Source organism: Embleya sp. NPDC127516 (assembly GCF_044765325.1).
Classification (GTDB): domain Bacteria; phylum Actinomycetota; class Actinomycetes; order Streptomycetales; family Streptomycetaceae; genus Embleya.
In genome coordinates, this window is record NZ_JBIWJT010000013.1 from 213,785 (window position 1) to 236,013 (window position 22,229).

19 protein-coding genes, 1 pseudogene and 1 riboswitch are annotated in these 22,229 nt (G+C 70.7%); of the genes and pseudogenes, 13 read left to right on the plus strand and 7 right to left on the minus strand.

The window, feature by feature from the left end; all coding sequences use genetic code 11:
* Positions 1 to 26: 26 nt before the first annotated feature.
* The 5 genes from ACIRL2_RS26035 to ACIRL2_RS26055 all read left to right on the plus strand — a co-directional run bounded on the left by ACIRL2_RS26035 (position 27) and on the right by ACIRL2_RS26055 (position 4,482).
* Positions 27 to 1,571 carry a phenylacetate--CoA ligase family protein gene (locus ACIRL2_RS26035; RefSeq protein ID WP_395867810.1) on the plus strand — a complete coding sequence of 515 codons (1,545 nt, stop codon included), beginning with the start codon at positions 27 to 29 and terminating at the stop codon, positions 1,569 to 1,571.
* Positions 1,568 to 2,023, plus strand: coding sequence for a DUF4188 domain-containing protein (locus ACIRL2_RS26040; RefSeq protein ID WP_402234835.1), 456 nt, complete (start codon positions 1,568 to 1,570; stop codon positions 2,021 to 2,023). The genes ACIRL2_RS26035 and ACIRL2_RS26040 overlap by 4 nt, the downstream gene beginning before the upstream one ends.
* Entirely contained in the window at positions 2,020 to 3,132 is a 1,113-nt protein-coding gene (locus ACIRL2_RS26045) for a hypothetical protein (protein ID WP_402234837.1), read from the plus strand. The genes ACIRL2_RS26040 and ACIRL2_RS26045 overlap by 4 nt, the downstream gene beginning before the upstream one ends.
* Positions 3,129 to 4,094, plus strand: a complete 966-nt coding sequence (locus ACIRL2_RS26050) for a hypothetical protein (protein ID WP_402234839.1) — start codon at positions 3,129 to 3,131, stop codon at positions 4,092 to 4,094. The genes ACIRL2_RS26045 and ACIRL2_RS26050 overlap by 4 nt, the downstream gene beginning before the upstream one ends.
* 178 nt (positions 4,095 to 4,272) lie before the next feature.
* A complete protein-coding gene (locus tag ACIRL2_RS26055; protein WP_395867818.1) occupies positions 4,273 to 4,482 on the plus strand; it encodes a heavy-metal-associated domain-containing protein in 210 nt (69 codons plus the stop codon).
* Between the two features lie 217 nt (positions 4,483 to 4,699).
* Here ACIRL2_RS26055 and ACIRL2_RS26060 read toward each other — a convergent pair whose 3' ends face one another.
* Positions 4,700 to 5,983: an MATE family efflux transporter gene (locus ACIRL2_RS26060; protein ID WP_395867969.1), complete on the minus strand. Its 1,284-nt coding sequence runs from the start codon at positions 5,981 to 5,983 to the stop codon at positions 4,700 to 4,702.
* A 696-nt stretch (positions 5,984 to 6,679) separates the two neighbouring features.
* On the opposite strand from ACIRL2_RS26060, the gene ACIRL2_RS26065 reads away from it, so the two are divergent.
* The gene (locus ACIRL2_RS26065; protein WP_402234925.1) at positions 6,680 to 10,432 is read left to right on the plus strand and encodes a replicative DNA helicase; all 3,753 of its coding nucleotides are present in this window, start codon (positions 6,680 to 6,682) and stop codon (positions 10,430 to 10,432) included.
* A gap of 65 nt (positions 10,433 to 10,497) precedes the next feature.
* Here ACIRL2_RS26065 and ACIRL2_RS26070 read toward each other — a convergent pair whose 3' ends face one another.
* Complete coding sequence (locus ACIRL2_RS26070; RefSeq protein WP_402234842.1) at positions 10,498 to 11,271, minus strand: hypothetical protein; 774 nt, start codon at positions 11,269 to 11,271, stop codon at positions 10,498 to 10,500.
* Complete coding sequence (locus ACIRL2_RS26075; RefSeq protein WP_402234845.1) at positions 11,258 to 12,169, minus strand: ATP-binding cassette domain-containing protein; 912 nt, start codon at positions 12,167 to 12,169, stop codon at positions 11,258 to 11,260. Before ACIRL2_RS26075 ends, ACIRL2_RS26070 begins: the two co-directional genes overlap by 14 nt.
* A gap of 1,122 nt (positions 12,170 to 13,291) precedes the next feature.
* On the opposite strand from ACIRL2_RS26075, the pseudogene ACIRL2_RS26080 reads away from it, so the two are divergent.
* The 3 genes and pseudogenes from ACIRL2_RS26080 to ACIRL2_RS26090 form a co-directional block, all read left to right on the plus strand.
* A pseudogene (locus ACIRL2_RS26080) lies at positions 13,292 to 13,570 on the plus strand (MMPL family transporter); the annotation flags it as partial.
* Positions 13,571 to 13,592: 22 nt separating this feature from the next.
* On the plus strand, positions 13,593 to 14,915 hold the full coding sequence (locus ACIRL2_RS26085) for a sensor histidine kinase (RefSeq protein ID WP_395867826.1): 1,323 nt from the start codon (positions 13,593 to 13,595) through the stop codon (positions 14,913 to 14,915).
* Positions 14,912 to 15,580: a response regulator gene (locus ACIRL2_RS26090; RefSeq protein WP_395867828.1), complete on the plus strand. Its 669-nt coding sequence runs from the start codon at positions 14,912 to 14,914 to the stop codon at positions 15,578 to 15,580. The genes ACIRL2_RS26085 and ACIRL2_RS26090 overlap by 4 nt, the downstream gene beginning before the upstream one ends.
* Positions 15,581 to 15,623: 43 nt before the next feature.
* On the opposite strand, the gene ACIRL2_RS26095 is transcribed toward ACIRL2_RS26090, so the two are convergent.
* From ACIRL2_RS26095 to ACIRL2_RS26110, 4 genes are all read right to left on the minus strand, one after another.
* A complete protein-coding gene (locus tag ACIRL2_RS26095; protein ID WP_395867830.1) occupies positions 15,624 to 16,085 on the minus strand; it encodes an NUDIX domain-containing protein in 462 nt (153 codons plus the stop codon).
* Positions 16,086 to 16,183: 98 nt separating this feature from the next.
* Entirely contained in the window at positions 16,184 to 17,083 is a 900-nt protein-coding gene (locus ACIRL2_RS26100; RefSeq protein ID WP_402234850.1) for a LysR family transcriptional regulator, read from the minus strand.
* 74 nt (positions 17,084 to 17,157) lie between these two features.
* Positions 17,158 to 18,279 carry a cystathionine gamma-lyase gene (locus ACIRL2_RS26105; RefSeq protein ID WP_395867834.1) on the minus strand — a complete coding sequence of 374 codons (1,122 nt, stop codon included), beginning with the start codon at positions 18,277 to 18,279 and terminating at the stop codon, positions 17,158 to 17,160.
* A gap of 93 nt (positions 18,280 to 18,372) precedes the next feature.
* Positions 18,373 to 18,750, minus strand: coding sequence for a phage holin family protein (locus ACIRL2_RS26110; RefSeq protein ID WP_395867836.1), 378 nt, complete (start codon positions 18,748 to 18,750; stop codon positions 18,373 to 18,375).
* Positions 18,751 to 18,832: 82 nt separating this feature from the next.
* Between ACIRL2_RS26110 and ACIRL2_RS26115 the strand changes: the two genes are divergently transcribed.
* The 4 genes from ACIRL2_RS26115 (at position 18,833) to thiC (ending at position 22,205) form a co-directional block, all read left to right on the plus strand.
* Positions 18,833 to 19,150 (plus strand): cupin domain-containing protein, encoded by a 318-nt coding sequence (locus tag ACIRL2_RS26115; RefSeq protein ID WP_402234853.1) that lies wholly within the window; start codon positions 18,833 to 18,835, stop codon positions 19,148 to 19,150.
* 121 nt (positions 19,151 to 19,271) lie between these two features.
* Positions 19,272 to 19,937 carry a thiaminase II gene (tenA, locus tag ACIRL2_RS26120; protein WP_395867840.1) on the plus strand — a complete coding sequence of 222 codons (666 nt, stop codon included), beginning with the start codon at positions 19,272 to 19,274 and terminating at the stop codon, positions 19,935 to 19,937.
* Positions 19,938 to 20,081: 144 nt separating this feature from the next.
* Entirely contained in the window at positions 20,082 to 20,282 is a 201-nt protein-coding gene (locus ACIRL2_RS26125) for a hypothetical protein (protein ID WP_395867842.1), read from the plus strand.
* A 53-nt stretch (positions 20,283 to 20,335) separates the two neighbouring features.
* Positions 20,336 to 20,444, plus strand: a riboswitch (TPP riboswitch).
* On the plus strand, positions 20,436 to 22,205 hold the full coding sequence (thiC, locus tag ACIRL2_RS26130) for a phosphomethylpyrimidine synthase ThiC (protein ID WP_395867844.1): 1,770 nt from the start codon (positions 20,436 to 20,438) through the stop codon (positions 22,203 to 22,205). (Overlaps the previous riboswitch by 9 nt.)
* Positions 22,206 to 22,229: the final 24 nt, after the last annotated feature.

Here is a 22,229-nt window from a genome sequence, read left to right on the forward strand (position 1 = left end):
CCGGCGGGGCAAAGGGGCGGACGGTCATGGCCAGGTTCATCCGACAGTGGTTGCTGCGTGTGGTCAGCTTCGCGCTGACCGGTCTGTATCAGCTCTACCGCGTCCATCCCGTCGTCTGGCGCTGGACCGCGCGCAACTATCGGCCGTGGATGCAGCGGTTCGCCCGCCGGCACGCGTGGATGACCTGCCAGTTCGCCGCGCTCGACGTGCCCGCGTACCGCGACTTCCTGCGCCGGCACCGTTGGCGCTTCCGCTGGTTCGACCTCACCTCCTACCCGGAGACGTCCAAGGAGAACTACGTCAAGGCGTACCCCGAGGACACCCGGTGCTGGCTGGGCACGCTGGAGGTGGCCGGGACGGTCGTGGACGAGTCCTCCGGCTCCTCCGGGACACCGCACAACTGGCTGCGCTCGCGGCGCGAACTCAAGTCGGTGCACCGCAACGTGGCCGGCTACACCTCGCTGGTGTTCCCCCGACGCAAGTTGTTCGTGATCAACGCCTACTCGATGGGCGCGTGGGCCACCGGGACCAACACCGGCATCGCGATGGCCCGGGTGGCGATGGTCAAGAACACCGGGCCCGACATCGACAAGATCGTGGACACGCTGCGCCACTTCGGGCCGCGCTTCACCTACCTGGTCACCGCGTACCCGCCCTTCCTCAAGCATCTGCGCGACCGGCTCGACGCCGAGGGCTTCGACTGGCGGCGGCACGCGATGTACGGCTTCGTCGGCGGCGAGGGCATGACCGAGGCGTTGCGCGACTATCTGGAGGAGCGGTTCGTCAAGGTGCGCTCGGGCTACGGGGCCTCGGACCTGACCATCGGGATGGCCGGCGAGAGCGACGCGACGGTGTGGCTGCGCAAGCGGCTGCTGACCGACGAGCGGCTGCGGGCGCGCGTGCTCGGGCCGGACGAGGGGCGGGTGCCGATGGTGTTCCAGTACAACCCGCTGGAGACGTACCTGGAGACCAACGCCGACGACGAGGTGATCTGCACGATCAACTCGACCGCGGTGATGAGTCCCAAGGTGCGCTACAACATCGGCGACGAGGGCCGGCTGCTGACCTTCGCCGAGGTCGAGGAGATGATCCGGCCGGACGCGCAGGCCTGGGTCGGCTGGGAACGCGCGGCGCGGGTCGAGGGCATGCGGCTGCCGATGTTGCTGCTGTTCGGGCGCAAGGACAGCACGATCTCCTACATGGGCGCCAACATCTATCCGCAGGACGTCGAGTACGGGCTCTATCAGGACAACCCGATGGCGGCGCACCTGGAGGGTTTCTGCCTGACCGTCGACGAGTACGCCGACCTGGAGAGCCGGCCCGTGGTCAACCTCCAACTGCGCGACGGGACCTCGCTCGACGACGCGGACCGGGAGAAGCTCGCCCGGGTGTGCCGGGAGGGTGTGGTGCGCCATCTGGCCCGGGTCAGCCGGGATTTCGCCCAGTCGCTCGCGGAGGACCCGACGGCGGCCGACGTGCGGGTGCTCGTACACGACTTCGGCACCGGGCCGTTCCTGCACGGCACCACCAAGATCAAGAACGTCTACCTCGTGGAGGGGGAGCAGCGATGAGGACCACCGACTTCTCGGCGGCACCGCCGCAGGCGCGCGGCGAGGCGTTGTTCATCGGAGCCACGCACTACAGCGGGCTGCGGTCGTTGTTGTCGTTGGCCCGGCCGTGGTTGCGGATGGTGCGCACGATGAAGCGCATGGAGGGCTACCGCTGGCACAAGGTCTACCGCCAGGGCCCGTTCACACTCGGTACGGTCGCGGTGTTCGCGGATCAAGACGCGATGTTGCGGTTCGCCCGTTCCAAGGCGCACCGCGACCTGATGTGCTGGATGACCGATCACGACGACCGCAACGGCACGGCGGGCTTCATCCGGCTCTTCGACGCGCAGCCGGCCGGCTACAGCAACGGCGAGTGGCGGGCCGAGGGCGACGGCATGGCGCACATCGAGGAGTTCACCCCGATCGGCCGCGAGGAGACCGGCGCGCCGGTGCACCGGAAGGCGAAGTCGTGATACCGACGGTGGAGCGGGTCGAGTCCCGGCGCGCGCTGCGCGACTTCTGCGAACTCCCGCTGCGGCTGCACCCGAAGGACCGCTACGTACCGGTTTTGCGCGGTCAGGTGCGGCAGTGGCAGCGGGCCGGGATCGAGTTGTACGTGGTGCGGGATCGGGCCGGGCGCGTCGTGGGGCGGACCTGCCTGCACACCGACGGGCGCTTCGACGCCAAATTGCGCGGGCGGCATCAGCTCTTCGGGCTCACCGAGTTCAGCGACGATCCCGAGGTGTTCGCCGTCCTGGTGGACCTGATGGAGCGGCGGGCCGCGCGGGCCGGTCGCGACCGCCTGTTCGGACCGGTGGCGCTGTTGCCGAACCAGACCGGCGGGGTGATCACCTCCGGGTTCACCGAGCGCGGCTTCGTGGACTCGGCGTGGAATCCGGCGCGTTATCCCGAGACCTACGAACGGGCCGGCTTCGCGAGGAGGTTCTCCGCCTCCACCTGGATCTGCCCGGATCTGCGCGAGCGCACCGACGACCCCGACGAGACGTACGTGTTCGACGACGCGCGGATCGCCACCGAGCGGTTGGTGATCCGGCGCGGATCACGTCGTCGGCTGGCCGAGCAACTGCCGATCCTGCACTCGATGTTGAACGCGAGCTTCGGGCAGCTCGGCTACTACACGCCGATCGAACTCGACGAACTGCGGGCGCAGACGGACGGCTTGGCGCATCTGTTGGAGGAGTCGCTGCTGCTGTGGCTGGAGCGGGCGGGCGAGCCGATCGCGTTCACCCTCGCGGTGCCGGACATCTCGGAGTTCCTGATGCGGATCGGCGGCGATCTGCACCTGGGCAACCAGCTACGTCTGCTGGCCACGCGCGGGCGCCATCGCCGCGAGGCCGTGCTGATCATCAAGGGGACCGTGCCGGCGGCCCAGGGGCGCGGCTATCTGACGCTGCTCGCGCGCGAGCAGTACCGGGCGCTGCGGGCGGGCGGCTACCACGCGTTGCGCAGCACCTGGGTCGAGGACGACAACAAGGCCTCGGCGGCGCAGTATCGCCGGATCGGCGGACGCGAGCTGCACGGGCATACGTTCTACGTGCGATCGCTGGGGAGCGCGTCGTGAGCGGGCAACTCGAGGAGCTGTTGAGGGCGGCCGGGCGGGCGCCGAGCGCGCACAACACCCAGCCGTGGACGGTGTCGCCGAGCGGCGCCCTGGGTTACGCGCTGTCCTGGGACGCCGCGCGCGAGCTGCCGGTCGGCGACCCCACCCGGCGGGACCTGTTCCTGGCACTCGGGGCGTTCACGGAGGCGTTCCTGATCGCGTCGGCGGACCTGGGCGTGCCGCTGCGGGTGGAGTGGACCGGCGCGTCGGAGCGGGGCCCGGTGGCTCGTTTCGTGCGGGCGTACGAGTGTCATCCGACGCCGTTCACGGCGGCGGACCTGGCGGGGCGGCGCAGCGCGCGCGGGGCGTACGAGCCGGGGGCGCTGCCGGACGCGGTGTTCGCGGAGGCGGGCGACGCGTTCGCCGGGTCGGCCGGGCTGTGGCGCGGCGGGACCCGGGCGCTGGCGCCGTTGTCGGAGGAGGCGGACCGGTGGTTGTTCGCGGATCCGGCGCTGGTCGCCGAGTTGCGGCGGTGGTTGCGGCTGCGGCCGGTGCCGGCCGGGCACCCGGACGCGCGGGACGGGCTGACCGGGCCGGCGCTCGCGCTGTCCCGGGTCGAGGAGCGGGCGTTGCGCGCGGCGCTGAGTCCGGCCGCCCATCGGGTGCTGCGCCGGGTCGGGTTGGCCCGGGCGTTGGCGGCGGCGTTGCGGGGGGTGATGCGCTACGACGGAACCGTGCTGGTGGTGACCGCGCCGACGGTGCCCGCAGAGCCGAAGCACCTGCTCGAAGCGGGGCGGGGGCTGTTGCGCTGCTGGTTGACGTTGGCCCGGCACGGGTACGCGACGCATCCGCTCAGCCAGCTCATCGACTGCGGGCGCACCTGCGGGGAGTTGGCGGATCGGGTGGGGGCGGTTCCGTGGGCGGTGTTTCGGGTCGGACGGCCGGTGCGGGAACCGGTGCGGTCCGCGCGGCGGACGGACTGAGCGGGGGCGACACCGGGTGGGCGGGCGTGATCCGGGCGGGCGGTGGAGTTCGGGCGGTGGGGTGGTCGGAATCCCACGGACGGGTGGGTCCGGCGACTTGCCTGGATACCCTAGGGGGGTATAAATTCATCGTCGTGGGGCCGATCATGGTCCTCGTATCGACGAAAGGATCACCGTCATGAGCACCGCCACCTTCACCGTCAGCGGGATGACCTGCGGCCACTGCGTATCGTCGGTCACCGAGGAGGTCTCCGAGGTCTCGGGCGTGACCGACGTCAAGGTCGAGTTGGCCTCCGGCCTGGTGACCGTGACCTCCGAGGCGCCCGTGGACGCGGACGCGGTGCGCGCGGCCGTCGTGGAGGCGGGCTACGAGGTCGTCGGGGCGTGAGTCCGAGCCGGCGGTGTTCGTGGTCGGCAACCCACCGCGACTGCGCCGGTTCACGTCGACGGCGGGCATGCCCGGCGTCGGGGACGCGACGGGGACGGGGTGCGGGAGTCGGCGGCGCGTCGAGGTCCGGCCTTCCGGCCCCGGTCGGATGTTCGCGAAGCCCGGTCCGGCCGCTCTCGGCCCGACCGCCGTGCGTGCCGCCAGGGTGTGCCCGACCTCAGCGTTTGCCCGTCACCAGCCACGCGTCGCCGTGCGCGCGCCGGCCGAGCACGACCAGGCGGGTGAGCATGAACGTGCCGATCGCCCACCACCAGACCGCGATCAGGCCGCCGCCCAGGGCCAGTACGGTGCCCAGCACCGCGCAGAAGACGGCCAGCACGATCGGCATGGTGAGCGCGAGGTAGCGGCCGTCGCCCGCGCCTATCAACACTCCGTCCAGCACGAACACCGCGCCGGCGAGCGGTTGGAGCACGGCGACCGCGAGCAGCGTGCCCGCCAGCAGGTCGCGCACCGCCGGGTCGGCGGTGAACAGCGGGATGTACAGCGGGCGGGCCAGGACCACCACGATCGCGAACGACACGCCGGTCCAGACCCCCCACACCAGCATCCGGCGAGTCGCCGCGCGGGCCCCGGCCGCGTCCCCGGCGCCCAGCGCCCGGCCCACTATCGCCTGGGCCGCGATGGCCAGGGCGTCCATCGCGAAGGCGAGGAAGGTCCACACCTGCCAGGCGACCTGGTGCGTGGCGATCGAGGTGTCGCCCATGTGGGTGGCGGCCACGGTGGCCACGACGAGGATCGCGCGCAGGCTGACGGTGCGTACGAACAGCGGCGCGCCGGCGCTCGCGGACGCGCGTATGCCGGCGGGGTCCGGTCGCAACGACGCGCCGTGTCGGCGGGCGCCGCGGACGACGCGGACCAGGTAGACCAGGGCCATCCCGGTCTGCGCGAGCACCGTGCCCCACGCGGATCCGGCGATGCCCCAGTGCAGGCCGTACACGAACACGATGTTGAGCAGCAGGTTGGCGCCGAAGCCGAGTACCGCGACCACGAGCGGGGTCCGGGTGTCCTGGAGCCCGCGCAGCACGCCGGTGGCGGCGAGCACGATCAGCATCGCCGGGATGCCCAGCGAACCGATCCGCAGATAGGTCACCGCGTGCGGCGTCGCGCTGTCCGAGGCGCCGAACGCCGCGACCACCCACGGGGCGGCGACCAAGCCGACCACGAGCAGGGCGGTGCCCAGCAGTGCGGCCAGCCACAGCCCGTCCAGGCCCTGGCGGATCGCGGCGCGCGGGTCGCCCGCGCCGATCAGGCGGGCGACGGCGGCGGTGGTCGCGTAGGCGAGGAACACGCACAGGTTGACCAGGGTGGTCAGCACCGCGCCCGCGACGCCGAGGCCGGCCAACTGGGGTGTGCCCAGGCGGCCGACGATCGCCGAGTCGACGAGCACGAACAGCGGCTCGGCGACGAGGGCGAAGAAGGCGGGTATCGCCAGGCGCAAGATGTCGCGGTCGTGTGCGCGGCGCCGGGCCCGGTCGGCGGGCGCCGGCGGGGTCGCGGGCTCGCGGGCGGGCTGCTCGGTGCCGCGATCCCCGGTGCCGAGCCGCTCGGGGACGGGCGGCTCGCCGGTGGGCGGCTCTGGGGGTGGGGACGGGACCGTGGACGGCACGCGTCCACCGTAGTCATCCACAGGTAAGGGTCACAATGCGCTCCTGGTCATTACCGGCGAGCGCGGGGCGTACGCGGGTGCACACGTGGGGCGATAGCCGCATGATTCGCCCAACAGTTTTTCACATACACAGCCGGTGGATAGAGAAATCGCAGGTCAGACCGGGTTTGTGCACATGATTGCGAAGCGTTGGCGGTCGACTGCGCACAGCTTGTGCACAGCTCGACCCGCCTCTCTCCACAGGTTATCCACAGTTATCCACAGGGCCTGTGTATGACCGTCTTGGCGGTCCCAGGGTCCACCCGTACGGTGAAGGGCCGCATGCCGCGTCGTGCGGCGGAACTGTCGGCCGTGTGGCGTATGAAGGACACGGTGTATTGCGGTGCGATCTCGCGCGAGCCTTTGTGAAAGGAGACCCCGGGCATGAGCGTCTCCGAGTTCGAAGAGGCCAGGCCCGAGCCGGCCCGCGAAGGATTCGAGCGGACCCCACCCCAGGACATCGCCGCCGAACAATCGGTCCTCGGCGGCATGATGTTGTCCAAGGACGCGATCGCCGACGTCGTGGAGAACCTCAAGCCGATCGACTTCTATCGGCCCGCCCACGAACTCGTCTACAACGCGATCCTGGACCTGTACGCCCGGGGCGAACCGGCCGACGCGGTCACCGTCGCCGCCGAACTGACCAAGCGCACCGAGATCGGCCGGGTGGGCGGCGCCCCGTACCTGCACACCCTGATCTCGTCGGTGCCCACGGCGGCGAACGCCGAGTACTACGCCCGCATCGTGCGCGAACAGGCGGTGCTGCGCCGCCTGGTCGAGGCGGGCACGCGCATCGTGCAGATGGGTTACGCGGCCGACGGCGAGGTCGACGACATCGTCAACAACGCCCAGGCCGAGGTCTACAAGGTCACCGAGCAGCGCACCACCGAGGACTACGCGCCGCTGGCCGACATCATGGAGGGCGCGCTCGACGAGATCGAGGCGATCAGCTCTCGCGGCGGCCAGATGTCCGGCATCCCCACCGGCTTCACCGACCTCGACTCCCTCACCAACGGCCTCCACTCCGGCCAGATGATCGTCATCGCCGCCCGTCCGGCCATGGGCAAGGCGCTGGCGCTGGACACTCCCCTACCGACGCCGACCGGGTGGACCACGATGGGTGAGGTGCGGGTTGGCGACCTGCTGATCGGAGCCGACGGGGCGCCGACCCGGGTGGTGGCGGCGACCGAGATGTTGATCGATCGACCGTGCTACGAGGTCGAGTTCTCCGATGGTGCGGTGATCGTTGCGGACGGCGCCCACCAGTGGGTGACCCAGACCCGGGCCGAGCGTCGCGCGGTCCACGGCCGGACCGACGCGCCGGCGGTAGCCGGGACGGTCCGGACCACCGAGGAGATCGCGGCCACCGTGCGGTGCGAGACGGCCGACCGGCGGTTGAACCATGCCGTCCGGGTGGCCGCGCCCGCGCGTTTCCCGGAGCGGGACCTGATGTTGCCGCCCTATGTGCTGGGGGCCTGGTTGGGTGACGGGCACAGCGCGGGGAGCCGGTTCACCACGGCAGATCCGGAAATAATCGACAACATCGAGCGGAGCGGCATTCGAGCCGTCCCGACCGGGAGTCCCCTGCTGTACAACCTACGCCTTCCGGAACCGGCGGCCGTCGAGGAACGTGCGTGCGTGGTCTGCGGAAAGCCGTTCGTGCCCCGCACCTCGCAGGTGCGCTCGTGCGGCAAGTCCTGTGGTGGCAAGGCCAAGGCGGTCTCGGCGCCGGTCGGCGATCCGTCCTGCCCCGACTGTGGAGGACCCTCCAGCGGATTGCTGCGGTGTCAGTCCTGCCGCGACCGACACGGTACGGTTCCGGCCATCCTGCGCACGCTTGGTGTCCTGCACGACAAGCACATTCCCGAGGTCTACCTGCGGGCCTCCGAACAGCAGCGGCGCGATCTCCTCGCCGGACTGCTCGACACCGACGGGTACGTGAGCCCGAGCGGCACCGTGCAGTTCGCGGTGACCAGCCGCAGGCTCGCCAAGGGTGTTCTCGAACTCGTGCTGAGTCTGGGCTATCGCGCGACGATGCGTACGAAGCCGGTCAAGGGCCGCACTGCCGAATCGTCGGTCTGCTACCAAGTGAACTTCACGCCGGCGGACAAGGTCTTCCGGCTGCCGCGCAAGATCGCCCGGCAGAGCACCCTGGCCTACCCGACCACTCGGCTGCGCTACATCAGCGCGGTGCGGCGCGTCGACTCGGTACCGGTGCGCTGCGTGGAGGTGGACAACGACAGCCACCTCTACCTGGCGGGCCGCTCGTGGATTCCCACCCACAATTCCACCCTCGGATTGGACATTGCACGTGCGTGTTCGATCAAAAACAATCTTGCGAGTGTGATCTTCTCGCTGGAGATGGGGCGCAACGAGATCATGATGCGTCTGCTGTCGGCGGAGGCTCGGGTCGCGTTGCACCACATGCGCTCGGGGAGCATGACGGACGACGACTGGACGCGGCTCTCGCGCAAGATGGGTGAGGTCACGGCGGCGCCGATGTACATCGACGACTCGCCGAACCTGTCGATGATGGAGATTCGGGCCAAGTGTCGCCGGCTCAAGCAGAAGCACGACCTGCGGCTGGTGATTATCGACTACCTCCAGCTCATGCAGTCGGGCGGCTCGCGGCGGGCCGAGAACCGCCAGCAGGAGGTCTCCGAGATGTCGCGGAACCTCAAGCTCCTGGCCAAGGAGCTGGAGGTCCCGGTGGTCGCGATGTCCCAGCTCAACCGTGGCCCGGAACAGCGCACCGACAAGAAGCCGATGGTTTCCGACCTGCGTGAGTCCGGTTGCGTCACGGCGGCGACCCGGGTGTTGCGGGCCGACACCGGTGCCGAGATCTCCATGGGAGAACTGTTGGCGACCGGCGAGCGGGACATTCCCGTCTGGTCCCTGGACGAGCACTTGAGGCTTGTTCCGCGCACCATGACGCATGTCTTCCCCAGCGGGGTCAAGGAGGTCTTCCGGCTGCGGCTCGCATCCGGGCGGGAGATCGAGGCGACCGCGAACCACCCCTTCCAGACCTACGACGGGTGGAGGCCGCTCGGCGAGTTGACCGTGGGCGCACGCGTCGCCGTGCCTCGACGGATCGACGCTCCCATGGACCCGGCCGCCTGGCCCGAGGCCGAAGTGGTCATGTTGGCGCACCTCCTCGGCGACGGTTGTGTGGCGCCACGACAGCCCATCCACTACACGAGCAACGACGAGGCCAACCTCGGCGCCGTGGAGGAAGCGGCCGCCCACTTCGGGATCACTCCACGCCGCGAACAGCAGCAGGCGTGGTGGCACGTCTACCTCCCGGCCCCTCAGCGCCTTGCCCGAGGTCGTCGGAACCCGATCGCGGCATGGCTCGATCGGTTCGGTTTGTACGGCAAGCGATCGCACGAGAAGTTCCTGCCGCCGGAGGTGTTCGGGCTGCCCGACGAGCAAGTGCGGCTGTTTCTGCGACACCTGTGGGCAACCGACGGTTCGGTGACGGTCTCGAAGGCTGGCGCGGTTCGCGTCTACTACGCGAGCACGAGTGAGCGGCTCGTTCGTGATCTCCAGCTTTTGCTCCTGCGGGTGAACATCCGCGCGAGGCTGCGCCGGGTGGGGAACACGAAGGGGCGCCCGGGCTGGACCTTGGACATCTCCGGGGTTGAGGACCAGCGTCGGTTCCTGACCGACGTGGGCGTGCACGGCGCTCGCGGTGAGAGCGTGGCGAAGGCCCTGACCAGGCTGGACGGGGTTCTGGCGAACACCAACCTGGACACCGTCCCCCGGGACGTGTGGGACGCCGTCAAGGAGGCCCTGCAGGGCCGAGGCATGTCCACACGCGCCTTCCAGGCGGCTCTGGGTACCAAGTACTGCGGCACGTCCCTGTACAAGGCGGCTCCCAGCAGGACCAGGCTCGCCACCGTCGCGAGCGTCCTGGAGCACGCGGACCTGGAACTACTCGCGACCAGCGACGTGTTCTGGGACCAGGTCACGGAGATCGAGAGCCTCGGCGAGCAGGCGGTCTACGACGCCACCGTGCTCGGTACGCACAACTTCATTGCCAACGGGATCAACATCCACAACTCCATCGAACAAGATGCCGACATGGTCATTTTGTTGCACCGCGAGGACGCCTATGAGAAGGAGTCGCCGCGGGCCGGGGAGGCGGACCTGATCGTGGCCAAGCACCGTAATGGGCCGACGGCGACGATCACCGTGGCCTTTCAGGGGCACTATTCGCGGTTCGTGGACATGGCGCAGAGCTGACTGGAGGGACGGGACGACCCCACCCCAGGCGTGCCCGGGGCGGGGGTCGGTCGGCGCGGCGGTGGTCAGATGTCGCGGCGGTGCAGGGCTGCCCAGCCTGCGACTTGGGCGGCCATGGCCCAGGCGGCGAGAATCGCGGCGGCGGTGGCGTCGCCGTCGAGGAGGTTCATTCCGGCGCGGCCGGGGAGGATGTCGGCGGCTTCGGTGGCGATCAGCATCGGGAGCGCGAGCATCACCGTGAGCACGACGCTCAGCGTGGCCACCGGGCTGCGCAACAGGGCGCCCAGGCCGACGGTCAGGATCGCGGTGAGCACCAGGTAGGCGGTGATCGCGGCGATGTCGCCGGCCACCGCGCCGGACGAGGTGATGGCGTACGAGCCGAGCGTGAAGCGGCCGATGCCCACGCCGGCGACCGCGAGCAGCGCGGCCAGCGGTGTGGTCACCGCGACCACGACCGCCGTCTTCGCGAAGAGCATCCTGCCCCGGCGCGGGTCGGCGGTCAGTGTGGTGCGGATGGACCCGGTCGCGAACTCGGCCGTGATCACCGCCATCGCGAGTGCGACGACGGCGAATTGGGCGAGCAGGACCGAGCCGGTCGCGGGTTCGCCCACGGCCATGGTCAGACCGTCCTTGGTCTCCCCGCGCTCCACGTCGTTGGCGAAGTCCATGCCGATGATTCCCGCGCACACGGTCATCAGGAACACCGAGGCGGCGACCGACCACCACGTGGAGCGCACCGACCACAGCTTGATCCATTCCGAGCCCACCGCGGAGCGCAGCGCGAGCGGCCCGCCCCGACCCTGTTCCCAAACCCGGGTTCGCGCCTCAGCCTGCCGCATACTCCACCGCCTTCGCCGTCAGTTCCAGGTATGCCTGCTCCAACGAGGCCCGCCGGTGGCTCAGTTCGTACAGCGGCACGCCGAGTGCGTGTGCGGCCCGGCCGACCTCCTCGATCGAGGCGCCGGTGTAGCCGCGGGAGTCCTCGTCGGTCGGCACCATCCGGGCGCCGGTTTCGAGCAGGTACTCGGTCAGCCGGTCCAGACCCGCCCGGTCCGGGCTGCGGACCAGCACCCCGGAGGCACCGGCCGCGTCGATCACCTCGGCGATCGGCGCGTCGGCGATCAGCCGTCCCCGGCCCACCACGACGAGCCGATCCGCGGTCTGCTCCATCTCGCTCATCAGGTGGCTGGAGACGAACACCGCCCGCCCCTCCGCCGCGAGGGAGCGGATCAGCTCGCGGATCCAGCGCACGCCGTCCGGGTCGAGGCCGTTGATCGGCTCGTCCAGGATCAGCGTCCGGGGGTCGCCGAGCAGTGCGCCGGCCACGCCGAGCCGTTGGCTCATGCCGAGCGAGAACAGGCCCGCGCGGCGGTTCGCGACCTCGGTCAGGCCGACCTGGTCCAGGACCTCGTCCACCCGTCGGAGCGGGATCTCGTGGGTCCGCGCCAACGTGCGCAGGTGTGCTCGCGCGGTCCGCCCGGGGTGCACCGCCTTGGCGTCGAGCAGCGCGCCGACCTCGTGCAGCGGGCGGTGCAGGCGGGCGTACGGGCGGCCGTCGATCGAGGCGTGTCCCGAGGTCGGTCGGTCCAGGCCCAGGATCATCCGCATCGTGGTCGACTTGCCCGCGCCGTTGGGACCCAGGAAGCCGGTCACCAGTCCGCCCTCGACGGTGAGCGTGAGTGCGTCGACGGCGGTGTGTGCGCCGTAGCGTTTGGTCAGTCGTTCCAGCCTGATCATCGTGCTCCTTTGTCGTCCGGGACGACGCTAGGAGCCGGCCTCGGGGCGCGGCATCGCTCGTTCGACAGGGCTCCAGCACGACTTTCGGCAGAGGCGCGGGCCGGCGCAGCTCTGGATCCGCGCCATGGGGCGGCCACGCCATGGACCGGGGCCCGGGCGGGTGCGCCTAGCGGGAGTGGATCTGGACCCACCTCGGGTCGAGGGTTCGGCGCAGTGTTCGCCGCACGGCGCACCGGCAGACTCGTCGATGTGGGGCCGAGGTGGTCTCGCGGGGGCAACGGCGAGAGGACATCGCGATCATGGACCCCGCGGGGAGATTCGGCGCCAGGGTCGTCGCCCCGCCGGCACTGCCACCGCCACCGCAAGCACCGCAACCGCCGCCCGCCGGACATCCCCGTCCCGGTGGGCGGCGGCGGGCGTGGCCGGGTCTCGGCGGGCGGCGGGTGCCGGGGAGTTGGGTCCGGAGCCCCTCCCCCCTCGGAAGGCTCCGAACCGCTCCCGGTGCGGCGGGCCCGATCACGGGGTTGCCGGGCCCGCCGCATGCCTTCGATCATGGTCGGCGCCGCTTGGGATCGAATGGGCGCCGGCTTGGCGCGCACTGTCGCGGTCGGTCCCGGCCCCGCGCCCTTTTCGTTCTTCGGGCCGCCGCGGGCCGGTGGCCCGCGTGGTTCGCCCACCGGGACGAGTACATGTCGTGCGTCCCCGGGCGCGAATTTTCGATACTCCCGCTGTAGTACGCCGCCACTCCCACGTCTGCGGGGGCGGTGCACCCTTGTAGTCCCGGGGGCGGAACTTGTGTGCGCGGCCCCGATTTCAATTGAAGTGTCCGTTCCGGCCCGCCTACCGTCGAGGCCGACACCACCGGCGTTCTCTCGGCTCGTGCGCGATCGGCGCTTTGTGAATTCGATCACAAGGTGTGCTCGGGGGCCGGTCACACCGTGGGATCGCGCACGCAACCGAGGAGAGACCGATGTTCGGGCGACTGGGCCGACTCGTCGTTCACAACCCCTGGAAGATCACCGCCGGCCGGTTGATGGCCGCAGGGCCCGGGTGGTGTTCGCGCCGATCTGCGCGACTTCGTGCACGCGCACCGGCCCGACGGCACCCGGGCGATGGTCGGCGGCCGGACCGCGTCCTTCACCGACCGCCGCCGCAGGTGTCATCCTGGCGGGGACGTTCGCGTCGCCCAGGATGGCCGGCATCGACATGCTGACCCGGATGGGCTTCGCGGTCTCGGTCGGGATCTGCGTCTCGGCGTTCGTGGTGTCGATGTTCCGGGTTCCCTCCGTGACCGCGTTGATCGGGCACGCGGCGTGGTGGCCCGGACACGCCGATCGTGCGCCGAAGCCGGTGGGCCGAGGCGACGAGGACAGGGAGCCGGTATTCACCGGGGACCGCTGACCCGGTGGACCGAGGAGAACGCATGCCCAAGGAAGGCCCCGCGCGAGCCGCCGTGCGGGGCCTTCCCGCGTCCGCGGCGGGCCCCCGTACGAGCGAGCCGGTCGAGCCCTGGCTGCTGCCGGCGCCCAAGACCTTCGCGCGCTGGTTGCCCTGTCGACCCTGGGTCGGCGAGGTGTGCCTGGTCGCGCTGGTGTTGATGTGCGTGATCGGCGGCTCGGTCGGCGGCTCCACCCAGGACCACAACGTCGGGCACCCCGACGCGCTCAACCTGAGCATCGCCGGCCTCACCTGCCTGGTGCTGTTCGGCCGGCTGCGGTGGCCGCTCACGGTGCTGGCGCTGACCGAGGCGGGCCAGGTGTTCTACCTGGCCGCCGACGGCCTGGACGGCCCGATCCTGATCCCGACCATGGTCGCGTTGTACACGGTGGCGGCCAGCGGGCAACTGCGCCGCTCGGTGCTGATCGCCTCGGCGGTCGCGGTGGTGCACACCGGGATGCGGATAGGTCTGACCCCGGACGGGTTCCTGTCCCCGGAGAAGTACCTCTCCGGGATCTGGATGTACCTGCCGGTCGCGATCGGCGAGGCGGTCCGCGCCAAGCGGGCCTACTGGGCCGAGGTGCAGGCGCGACTGGCCCGCGCCGAGCACGAGCGCGAGGACGAGGCCCGACGCCGGGTCACCGCCGAGCGCATGCGGATCGCCCGCGAGTTGCACGACGTGGTCGCGCACAGCATCGCGATGATCAACATCCAGGCGGGCGTGGCCGCGCACGTGATCGACCGGGACGTGCCGCAGGCCAAGGAGGCGCTGGTGCACATCAAGGTGGCCAGCCGGGACGCGCTGGCCGAGCTGCGCACGACGCTCGGCGTGCTGCGCCAGGACGGCGACAACGACCTGCCCACCGAACCGACCCCGGGGGTGGACGACGTGGACGCGCTGGTGGCGTCCTACCGCAACGCGGGTCTGCCGGTGCTCCTGGAGGAGTCCGGCGAGGCCCGGACCCCGTCCGCGCCGGTCGGCCTCGCGCTGTACCGGATCGTCCAGGAGTCGCTGACCAACGCGATGAAGCACGGCGGCGACGGCGCGTCCGCGATCGTGCGGGTCGTGTACGGCGAGCACGCGGTCGAGGTCGACGTGCTCGACGACGGCCGGGGCACGCCCCAGACGGGACGGGGCAAGAGCGCCGACGGCACCGGACACGGGCTGCTCGGCATGCGGGAACGGGCGGTCGCCGTCGGCGGTTCGCTCGCGGTGGGACCCGGCCCCAATGGCGGTTTTTCGGTACACGCGGTGCTGCCGCACCACAAGGGCGCGCTCACCGCGCGTCGGGACGGAGATTCCTCATGACGGTGCGCGTGCTGATCGCGGACGACCAACTGCTGGTCCGGTCGGGCTTCAAGGTGCTGGTCGGCAGCGACCCCGAGCTGGAGGTGGTCGGCGAGGCGGCGAACGGCGCCGAGGCGCTCACCCTGGCCAAGGAGACGCGGCCGGACGTGGTGCTGATGGACATCCGGATGCCCGGCATGGACGGCCTGGAGGCCACCCGCCGGATCGTCCACGACGACGAGCTCGCGGGCGTACGGGTGTTGGTGCTGACCACGTTCGAGGTGGACGAGTACGTCTTCGAGGCGCTGCGGGCCGGGGCCAGCGGCTTCCTGGTCAAGGACACCGATCCCGAGGACCTGCTCAAGGCGATCAAGACCGTGGCGACCGGCGACGCGTTGCTCTCGCCGGGGGCCACCCGCGCGCTGGTGGCCCGCTTCCTGTCCCAGCCCGAGCCCAAGGTGGCCGCGCCGGACCGGCTGGAGGCGCTCACCGACCGCGAGCGCGAGGTGCTCTCGCTGGTGGCGGCCGGGATGAGCAACGACGAGATCGCCGAGCACCTGTTCGTCTCGCCGTTGACCGCCAAGACCCACGTCAGCCGGGCGATGGTCAAGCTCGGCGCGCGCGATCGCGCGCAGCTCGTGGTGATCGCCTACGAGTCGGGCATGGTCCGGCCGGGACGCGGCTGAGCACCGCGCCCCGCTGCGCTCCCGGGGCGGGACCCGGACCGCTCTAGCCCAGGTCGCCCGCGAGCAGGGTGTGGATGCCCTCGATGTTGGCCCGCAGGTAGGCCGCCAGGCTCGCCGGCACCAGGCCCACCGAGGCCAGCCCGGCGGGGGTGAAGGGCACCCGGACGATGTCGTACTCGCCGTTCGGTTCGTCCACCTCGGGGCCGTGCCGCAGCGCGGGATCCATCGATTCGAGCCGGCAGGCGAAGAAGTGCTGGACCTTGACCCCGCCCGGCTCGGGCACGGTGTCCACGAACGCGGGCACCGGACGGCCGATCTTGCCGCCGAGTTCCTCGAACACCTCGCGCCGCAACGCCTCGGACACCGTGGTGTCCTCGGGCTCGACGCCGCCGCCGGGGGTGATCCAGTACGGGGGGCTGTCCGGCTTGGTGCGTTTGATCAGCACCATGTGATCCTCGTCGTCGAGCAGGATCGCGCGTGCCGTCCGCTTCACCACTGAACGCATCGTCGGTGCCCTCTGCTTTCTTGCGGCGTTGCCCCCGTCTGAAGTCTCCCTTTCCGGCGACACGGGGGGTTTATGCCTGCCCGGCCGCACGTTCGGGATCACGCCCAGCGCGCGGCGCGCGCGATCAGCTCGCCGTGCAGGTGCGCGATGTGCGGTTGGCTCAAAGTACCCTCCCGCACCGCCAGGAACACCGTGTGCAGTGGCGGCAGTTCCGGCTCCAGGAGGGCGACCACCGCGCGCCGGTCCAGCGCCTCGGCGCACAGATAGCGCGGCAGCACCGCGATGCCGTGCCCGGCGCGTACGCACTCCAGTACGGCACGCAGGTCGGGCACCGTCACCGCGGCCGGGGCGGTGGGCTTCGCGTCGAACACGGTCGACCAGTAGCGCCGGATCAGCGGCTGCTCCTCCGCCTCGCAGACCAGCGGCACCCCCTCCAGGGCGGTCGGCCCCTGGGCCAGGATCCGGCTCTGCGGCAGCCGTGCGGCCCAGTGCGGCGCGCCGATCAGGACGTACTCCTCGTCGGTGAGCGGCGTCCCCACTATCCCGCGTGCCCGCGGTCGCACGTCGGAGATCACCAGGTCGTGCCGGGCCGCCGCCAGGCCCGTGAGCAGCACGTCGCCGGGGCCCAGGGTCACCCGTAACCGCAGACCGCGCCGGACCAGGTCGGCCAGCGACGGCAGCACACGCAGGGCGGTCAGTTCGGTCGGGCCGCCCAGGTGCACGGTGCGCCGCATCGGGTCCACGCCGCGCACCTCGCGGGCCGCGATCTCCTCGATCGCGTCCAGGTGCGGCGCGAGCCGGCGGGCGAGCTCGTCGGCGGGGCCGGTGGGCGCGACCCCGCGCGGCAGCCGCTCGAACAACTGCTTGCCGACCTGCTTCTCCAGCGTGCGGATCTGCGCGGTTATCGCCGGCTGCGAGAGCCCGAGCGACGCGGAGGCCCGGGTGAACGAACCCGCGCGGTGTACGGCCAGGAAAGTGCGCAACAGCGTCAGGTCCACGGGTCCCCCGTCTCGTGTCCCCCGACCACTCCCGAGAGTCGGGGACATCACGTGATCTTGCCCGAAGTCGCAGGTCAGCCCGGGGAGGCGGCGTCCAGGGCGCGCAGGATGTCCGCGATGAGATCCGCGGTGTCCTCGCAACCGGCCGAGAACCTGACGAATCCCTCCGGCACATCGTTGCCGGCCCAGCGCGCGCGACGTTCGGCCATACTGTGCACGCCACCGAAACTGGTGGCGTCGGCGACCAGTTCGAGGGCGCCCAGGAACCGGCGAGCGGTGTCCGCGTCGGCGAGCGTGAAGCCCACGACGCAGCCGAACCGCCGCATCCGACGGGTTGCCACATCGTAGGCCGGATCGCCCGCGAGTGCGGGGTGCCGAACGTCGGCGACGTCGGTGCGGCCGAGCAGCGCCTCGGCGACGGCCAGCGCGTTGGCCGCCTGGCGGTCCACCCGCAACTGGAGGGTGGACAACGAGCGATGCGCCAACCAGGCCTCCATCGGCCCGGGCACCGCGCCGGTGAGCGAGCGCCAGGACCGCACGCGGGCGGCGAGTTCGGCGTTCGCGCAGGCGACGTACCCGAGCAGTAGGTCGCTGTGCCCGGTCAGTGCCTTGGTGCCGCTGGCCGCGGAGATGTCCGCGCCGAGCGCGAGCGGGAGTTGGCCCAGGGGGGTGGCCAGCGTGTTGTCCACGGCCACCAGGGTCTCCCGCGCGTGGGCGAGCGTGGCGATCCGCTCGATGTCGCACACGTCCAGGCCCGGGTTGCTCGGTGTCTCCAGCCACACCAGGCGGGCGCCGGGCAGGGCCCCTTCGAGTTCGGCGCCGGCGGTCGGCACCAGGCGCACGGTGATCCCGCGTGCGGCGAGGTGCTCGCCGAGCGTGCGGGTGGCCGGGTAGCCGTCGGACGGCAGTACGACCACGTCGCCCGGCGTGGTGAGCCCGATCAGGACGGCCGAGACGGCGGCCATCCCGGACGCGAACGTGACGGTGTCGGCGGCGCCCTCCAGGTCGCCGATCGCCGCCTCCAGGCCGGTCCAGGTCGGGTTCGCGTAACGCCCGTATTGGTAGGGACCGTTCACCTCGCCGGGCAGGTGGTACGTACCGGCGAAGACGGGTCCGGGCAGGAAGGGGTCGCCGGGGGCGTGGCCCGGACTGCCGGCCCGGACCGCCCGGGTACCGTCGCTCCACTCGGTGGCCATCACGACTCCTTCGCTGCCTGTTTCACGTGAAACGTTGCGCGGCTCCTCGGCGTGCCCTCGGGCGACGCCGTGCCGAGACCGCGCCCGCGGACCTCAGTCGCGGTCCAGGATCAGGCTCAGGAACCAGCTCACGATGCTGATCACCAGGGCGCCGAGCAGCGCGGCCCAGAAGCCGTCGATGTGGAAGTCGAGGTCCAGCTTGTTCGAGATCGCCTCGGTCAGCCACAACATCAACGCGTTGATCACGAACGTGATCAGTCCGAGGGTGAGCACGAACAGTGGGAGTGAGAACAGCTTCACCAGCGGTTTGATGACGGCGTTGACGATCCCGAAGATGAGCGCGACCACGACTATCGTCTTGGCCTTGCTGCCGGCCGACGCACCGTCGGCGAGATCGATTCCGTGTACGAACCAGCTGGCGAACCAGATGGCCAGCGCGTTGACAACCAGTTTGACGACCAGGCTTTTCATATCTTGATGCTGGCATCCGGTGGATGCCTCCCGCTTGAGCATGATGGGAAAGTCTGTTCGTGTCGGTAAGGAGTTTGGTCACATGAAGGTCTTTCGCCTCGATGATCTGGACGCCGAGCGCGCGTTCGAGCAGGGCGCGTACCTGAAGTTCCTCAGCGAGCGGAACTTCTCGATGGGCCTGTACGCCCTCGAACCGGGCGAGACCGACACGCAGAAGCCGCACCGTCAGGACGAGGCGTACGTGGTGATCAGCGGTCGGGCCACGCTGACCGTCGGCGACGAGTCCACCGACGTCGCGCGCGGCAGCGTCGTGTACGTACCGGCCGGCGTGCGGCACCACTTCCACCGGATCACCGAGCCGCTGCGCGTGTTGGTGTTCTTCTCGCCGCCGGAGGGCTGAGCGCGATGCGCGCGGCGCGCGCGAGGGGCGCACCCACGGGCGGGCCCGGACCCGTGTACGACAATCGCATCTTGGGATCCGGGATTCGGATCCCGGGATCCGACGATCGGGAGTAGACCTGATGGCGCTGCGCGACGAGCTCTGGGCCGCGATCGAGGACGTCTACGCGGCGATCCTCGAGCACCCGTTCATCCACGGGCTGACCGACGGCACGCTGCCGCGCGAGGCGTTTCGGCACTACGTCGTGCAGGACTCGCACTACCTGCGCGACTACGCCAAGGCGCTCGCGGTGTGCGCGGCCAAGGCGCCGGACGAGGCGACGACCGTGCAGTTCGCCGGCGACGCGGCCGGTGCGATCGCCGCCGAGCGCTCGTTGCACGAGGGCTTCATGGTCGACTTCGGCAGCTCGGTGGCGGACGCGACCGCGACCGAGCCGGTGTTGCCCAGCACCCGGGCCTACGTCAGCTACCTGCTCGCCACCGTGCACAACGGCTCGTTCGCCGAAGGTGTGGCCGCGGTGCTGCCCTGCTACTGGATCTACGCCCGCGTGGGTGACGCGCTGCTGGCCAAGGGCTCGCCCGACGAGCTGTACGGGCGGTGGATAGCCACCTACGGCGCCGAGGAGTTCCAGGAGACGGTGCGCGCGGTGCTCGATCTGGTGGACCGGATCGGCGAGGACCTCTCGGCGACCGAGCGGGCTCGGATGATCGAACACTTCACCACCACGGCCCGCTACGAGTGGATGTTCTGGGACGCCGCGTGGCGCGGCGAGCGCTGGCCGGTCTGAGCGGATCGGGCCGGTCGTCGCGACGCCCGGCCGGCCGGATTCGGTCCGGCCGGAACCGGTCCGCCCGGATACGACGTGTCCTTGCGGGGAATGTGGTCCCCGCACGCACGTCTCGCGTGGGATCGCGTGACTGGGGGTTGAACGATGGAGACATGGCCGCAGTGGGTGCGGGTCGGTGTGCCGGTGCTCGCGCTGGTGCTGCTGTGCTGGTTGCTGATCTGGCTGTTCTCGGCCTTCCTGATGCTCATCGTCAAGGGTGTCGTGGGGCTGCTCGTCACGGTCGGGATGGTCGTGCTCGCGCGTACCGCGGTGGTCGGCCGCGAACCGCGGGATCCGCTCGGCTGAAACCCGACGCTGGTCGTGCGACCGACGGTGTGTCAGGGTGGGGGGCGCACCACACGGAGATACACGGGAGCTCGGGGCACCGGGCTGAGAGGGCGCTGAGGCCGCGCCGACCGCAGAACCTGACCGGGTAATGCCGGCGTAGGGAGCCTTTCCATGACCTCGCACGACACATCGCTGCCCGCTGTCCCGGTTGCCGACCCGGCCGCCGCGGACACGGTCACCAGCGGACCGATTTCCCCCGCCCACCACCGCGGCTACGTCCCCGGATCGCGCGAGGACCTGCGCGTTCCGGTACGCACGGTGCATCTGACCAACGGCGAGACGGTTCGCCTGTACGACACCTCGGGCCCGTACACCGACCCCGCCTTCGAGGTGGACGTGCGGCGCGGCCTGCCCGCGCTGCGGGAGGCCTGGATCGAGGAGCGCGGCGACACCGTCCGCTACGACGGGCGGATCGGCGCGCTCACCCCGGCCGGTTTCGCGGTGCCCGGCGCCGGGGCCCGGCCCAGGCGCGCGTCCGGGGCCGAGGCGGTGACCCAACTCGCCTACGCGCGGCGCGGACTGGTCACCCCGGAGATGGAGTTCGTGGCGATCCGCGAGGGCCTGACGCCCGAGCTGGTCCGGGACGAGATCGCCGCCGGTCGCGCGGTGCTGCCCGCGAACATCAACCACCCGGAGATCGAGCCGATGGTGATCGGCAAGAACTTCCTGGTCAAGGTCAACGCGAACATCGGCAACTCGGCGGTGACCTCCTCGATCGAGGAGGAGACCGACAAGCTGGTGTGGGCGATCCGGTGGGGCGCGGACACGGTGATGGACCTGTCCACCGGCAAGGACATCCACACCACGCGCGAGTGGATCGTGCGCAACTCGCCGGTCCCGATCGGCACGGTGCCGCTGTACCAGGCACTGGAGAAGGTGAACGGCAAGCCCGAGGAACTCACCTGGGAGCTCTACCGCGACACCGTGATCGAGCAGTGCGAGCAGGGCGTGGACTACATGACGGTGCATGCCGGCGTGCTGCTGCGCTACGTGCCGCTGACGGCCCGTCGCAAGACCGGGATCGTCTCGCGCGGCGGCTCGATCATGGCCGCGTGGTGCCTGGCGCACCACCGGGAGAACTTCCTCTACACGCACTTCGCCGAGCTGACCGAGATCCTGCGCGCGTACGACGTGACCTACTCGCTCGGCGACGGTCTGCGCCCGGGCTCCATCGCGGACGCCAACGACGCGGCGCAGTTCGCCGAGTTGGAGACGCTGGGCGAGTTGGGCCGGATCTCCCGTTCGATGGACGTCCAGGTGATGATCGAGGGCCCCGGCCATGTGCCGATGCACAAGATCAAGGAGAACGTCGACCTCCAGCAACGCATCTGCGACGAGGCGCCGTTCTACACACTCGGTCCGCTGACCACGGACGTCGCCCCCGGCTACGACCACATCACGTCGGCGATCGGCGCGGCGATGATCGGCATGTGGGGCACTGCGATGCTCTGCTACGTGACGCCGAAGGAGCACCTGGGCCTGCCGGACCGCGACGACGTCAAGGCGGGCGTGATCGCCTACCGGATCGCGGCGCACGCGGCGGACCTGGCCAAGGGGCACCCGGGTGCGCAGGCCTGGGACGACGCGCTCTCCGACGCCCGTTTCGAGTTCCGTTGGCAGGACCAGTTCGACCTGGCGATGGATCCGGACACCGCGCGCGCCTACCACGACGCGACGCTCCCGGCGGAGCCGGCCAAGACGGCCCACTTCTGCTCGATGTGCGGACCGAAGTTCTGTTCGATGCGGATCTCGCACGACATCCGCGCGGAGCACGGCGATGGTGCCGTCGCGTCGGAGGTGGACGCCGAGGCCGGGATGCGGGCCAAGTCGCAGGAGTTCGCCGCCTCGGGCAACCGCGTCTATCTGCCGTTGGCCGACTGACGCACGCGTCGGCGACGTCCCGGG

Excerpts from the sequence above, each read along its gene's own strand:
- ACIRL2_RS26095 (WP_395867830.1), bottom strand. The coding sequence starts at position 16,085 with ATGCGTTCAGTGGTGAAGCGGACGGCACGCGCGATCCTGCTCGACGAC.
- ACIRL2_RS26055 (WP_395867818.1), top strand. The coding sequence starts at position 4,273 with ATGAGCACCGCCACCTTCACCGTCAGCGGGATGACCTGCGGCCACTGC.
- ACIRL2_RS26110 (WP_395867836.1), bottom strand. The coding sequence starts at position 18,750 with ATGAAAAGCCTGGTCGTCAAACTGGTTGTCAACGCGCTGGCCATCTGG.
- ACIRL2_RS26065 (WP_402234925.1), top strand. The coding sequence starts at position 6,680 with ATGTTGTCCAAGGACGCGATCGCCGACGTCGTGGAGAACCTCAAGCCG.
- ACIRL2_RS26035 (WP_395867810.1), top strand. The coding sequence starts at position 27 with ATGGCCAGGTTCATCCGACAGTGGTTGCTGCGTGTGGTCAGCTTCGCG.
- ACIRL2_RS26090 (WP_395867828.1), top strand. The coding sequence starts at position 14,912 with ATGACGGTGCGCGTGCTGATCGCGGACGACCAACTGCTGGTCCGGTCG.
- ACIRL2_RS26125 (WP_395867842.1), top strand. The coding sequence starts at position 20,082 with ATGGAGACATGGCCGCAGTGGGTGCGGGTCGGTGTGCCGGTGCTCGCG.
- ACIRL2_RS26115 (WP_402234853.1), top strand. The coding sequence starts at position 18,833 with ATGAAGGTCTTTCGCCTCGATGATCTGGACGCCGAGCGCGCGTTCGAG.
- ACIRL2_RS26085 (WP_395867826.1), top strand. The coding sequence starts at position 13,593 with ATGCCCAAGGAAGGCCCCGCGCGAGCCGCCGTGCGGGGCCTTCCCGCG.
- tenA (WP_395867840.1), top strand. The coding sequence starts at position 19,272 with ATGGCGCTGCGCGACGAGCTCTGGGCCGCGATCGAGGACGTCTACGCG.
- ACIRL2_RS26040 (WP_402234835.1), top strand. The coding sequence starts at position 1,568 with ATGAGGACCACCGACTTCTCGGCGGCACCGCCGCAGGCGCGCGGCGAG.
- ACIRL2_RS26075 (WP_402234845.1), bottom strand. The coding sequence starts at position 12,169 with ATGATCAGGCTGGAACGACTGACCAAACGCTACGGCGCACACACCGCC.
- ACIRL2_RS26070 (WP_402234842.1), bottom strand. The coding sequence starts at position 11,271 with ATGCGGCAGGCTGAGGCGCGAACCCGGGTTTGGGAACAGGGTCGGGGC.
- ACIRL2_RS26105 (WP_395867834.1), bottom strand. The coding sequence starts at position 18,279 with ATGGCCACCGAGTGGAGCGACGGTACCCGGGCGGTCCGGGCCGGCAGT.
- thiC (WP_395867844.1), top strand. The coding sequence starts at position 20,436 with ATGACCTCGCACGACACATCGCTGCCCGCTGTCCCGGTTGCCGACCCG.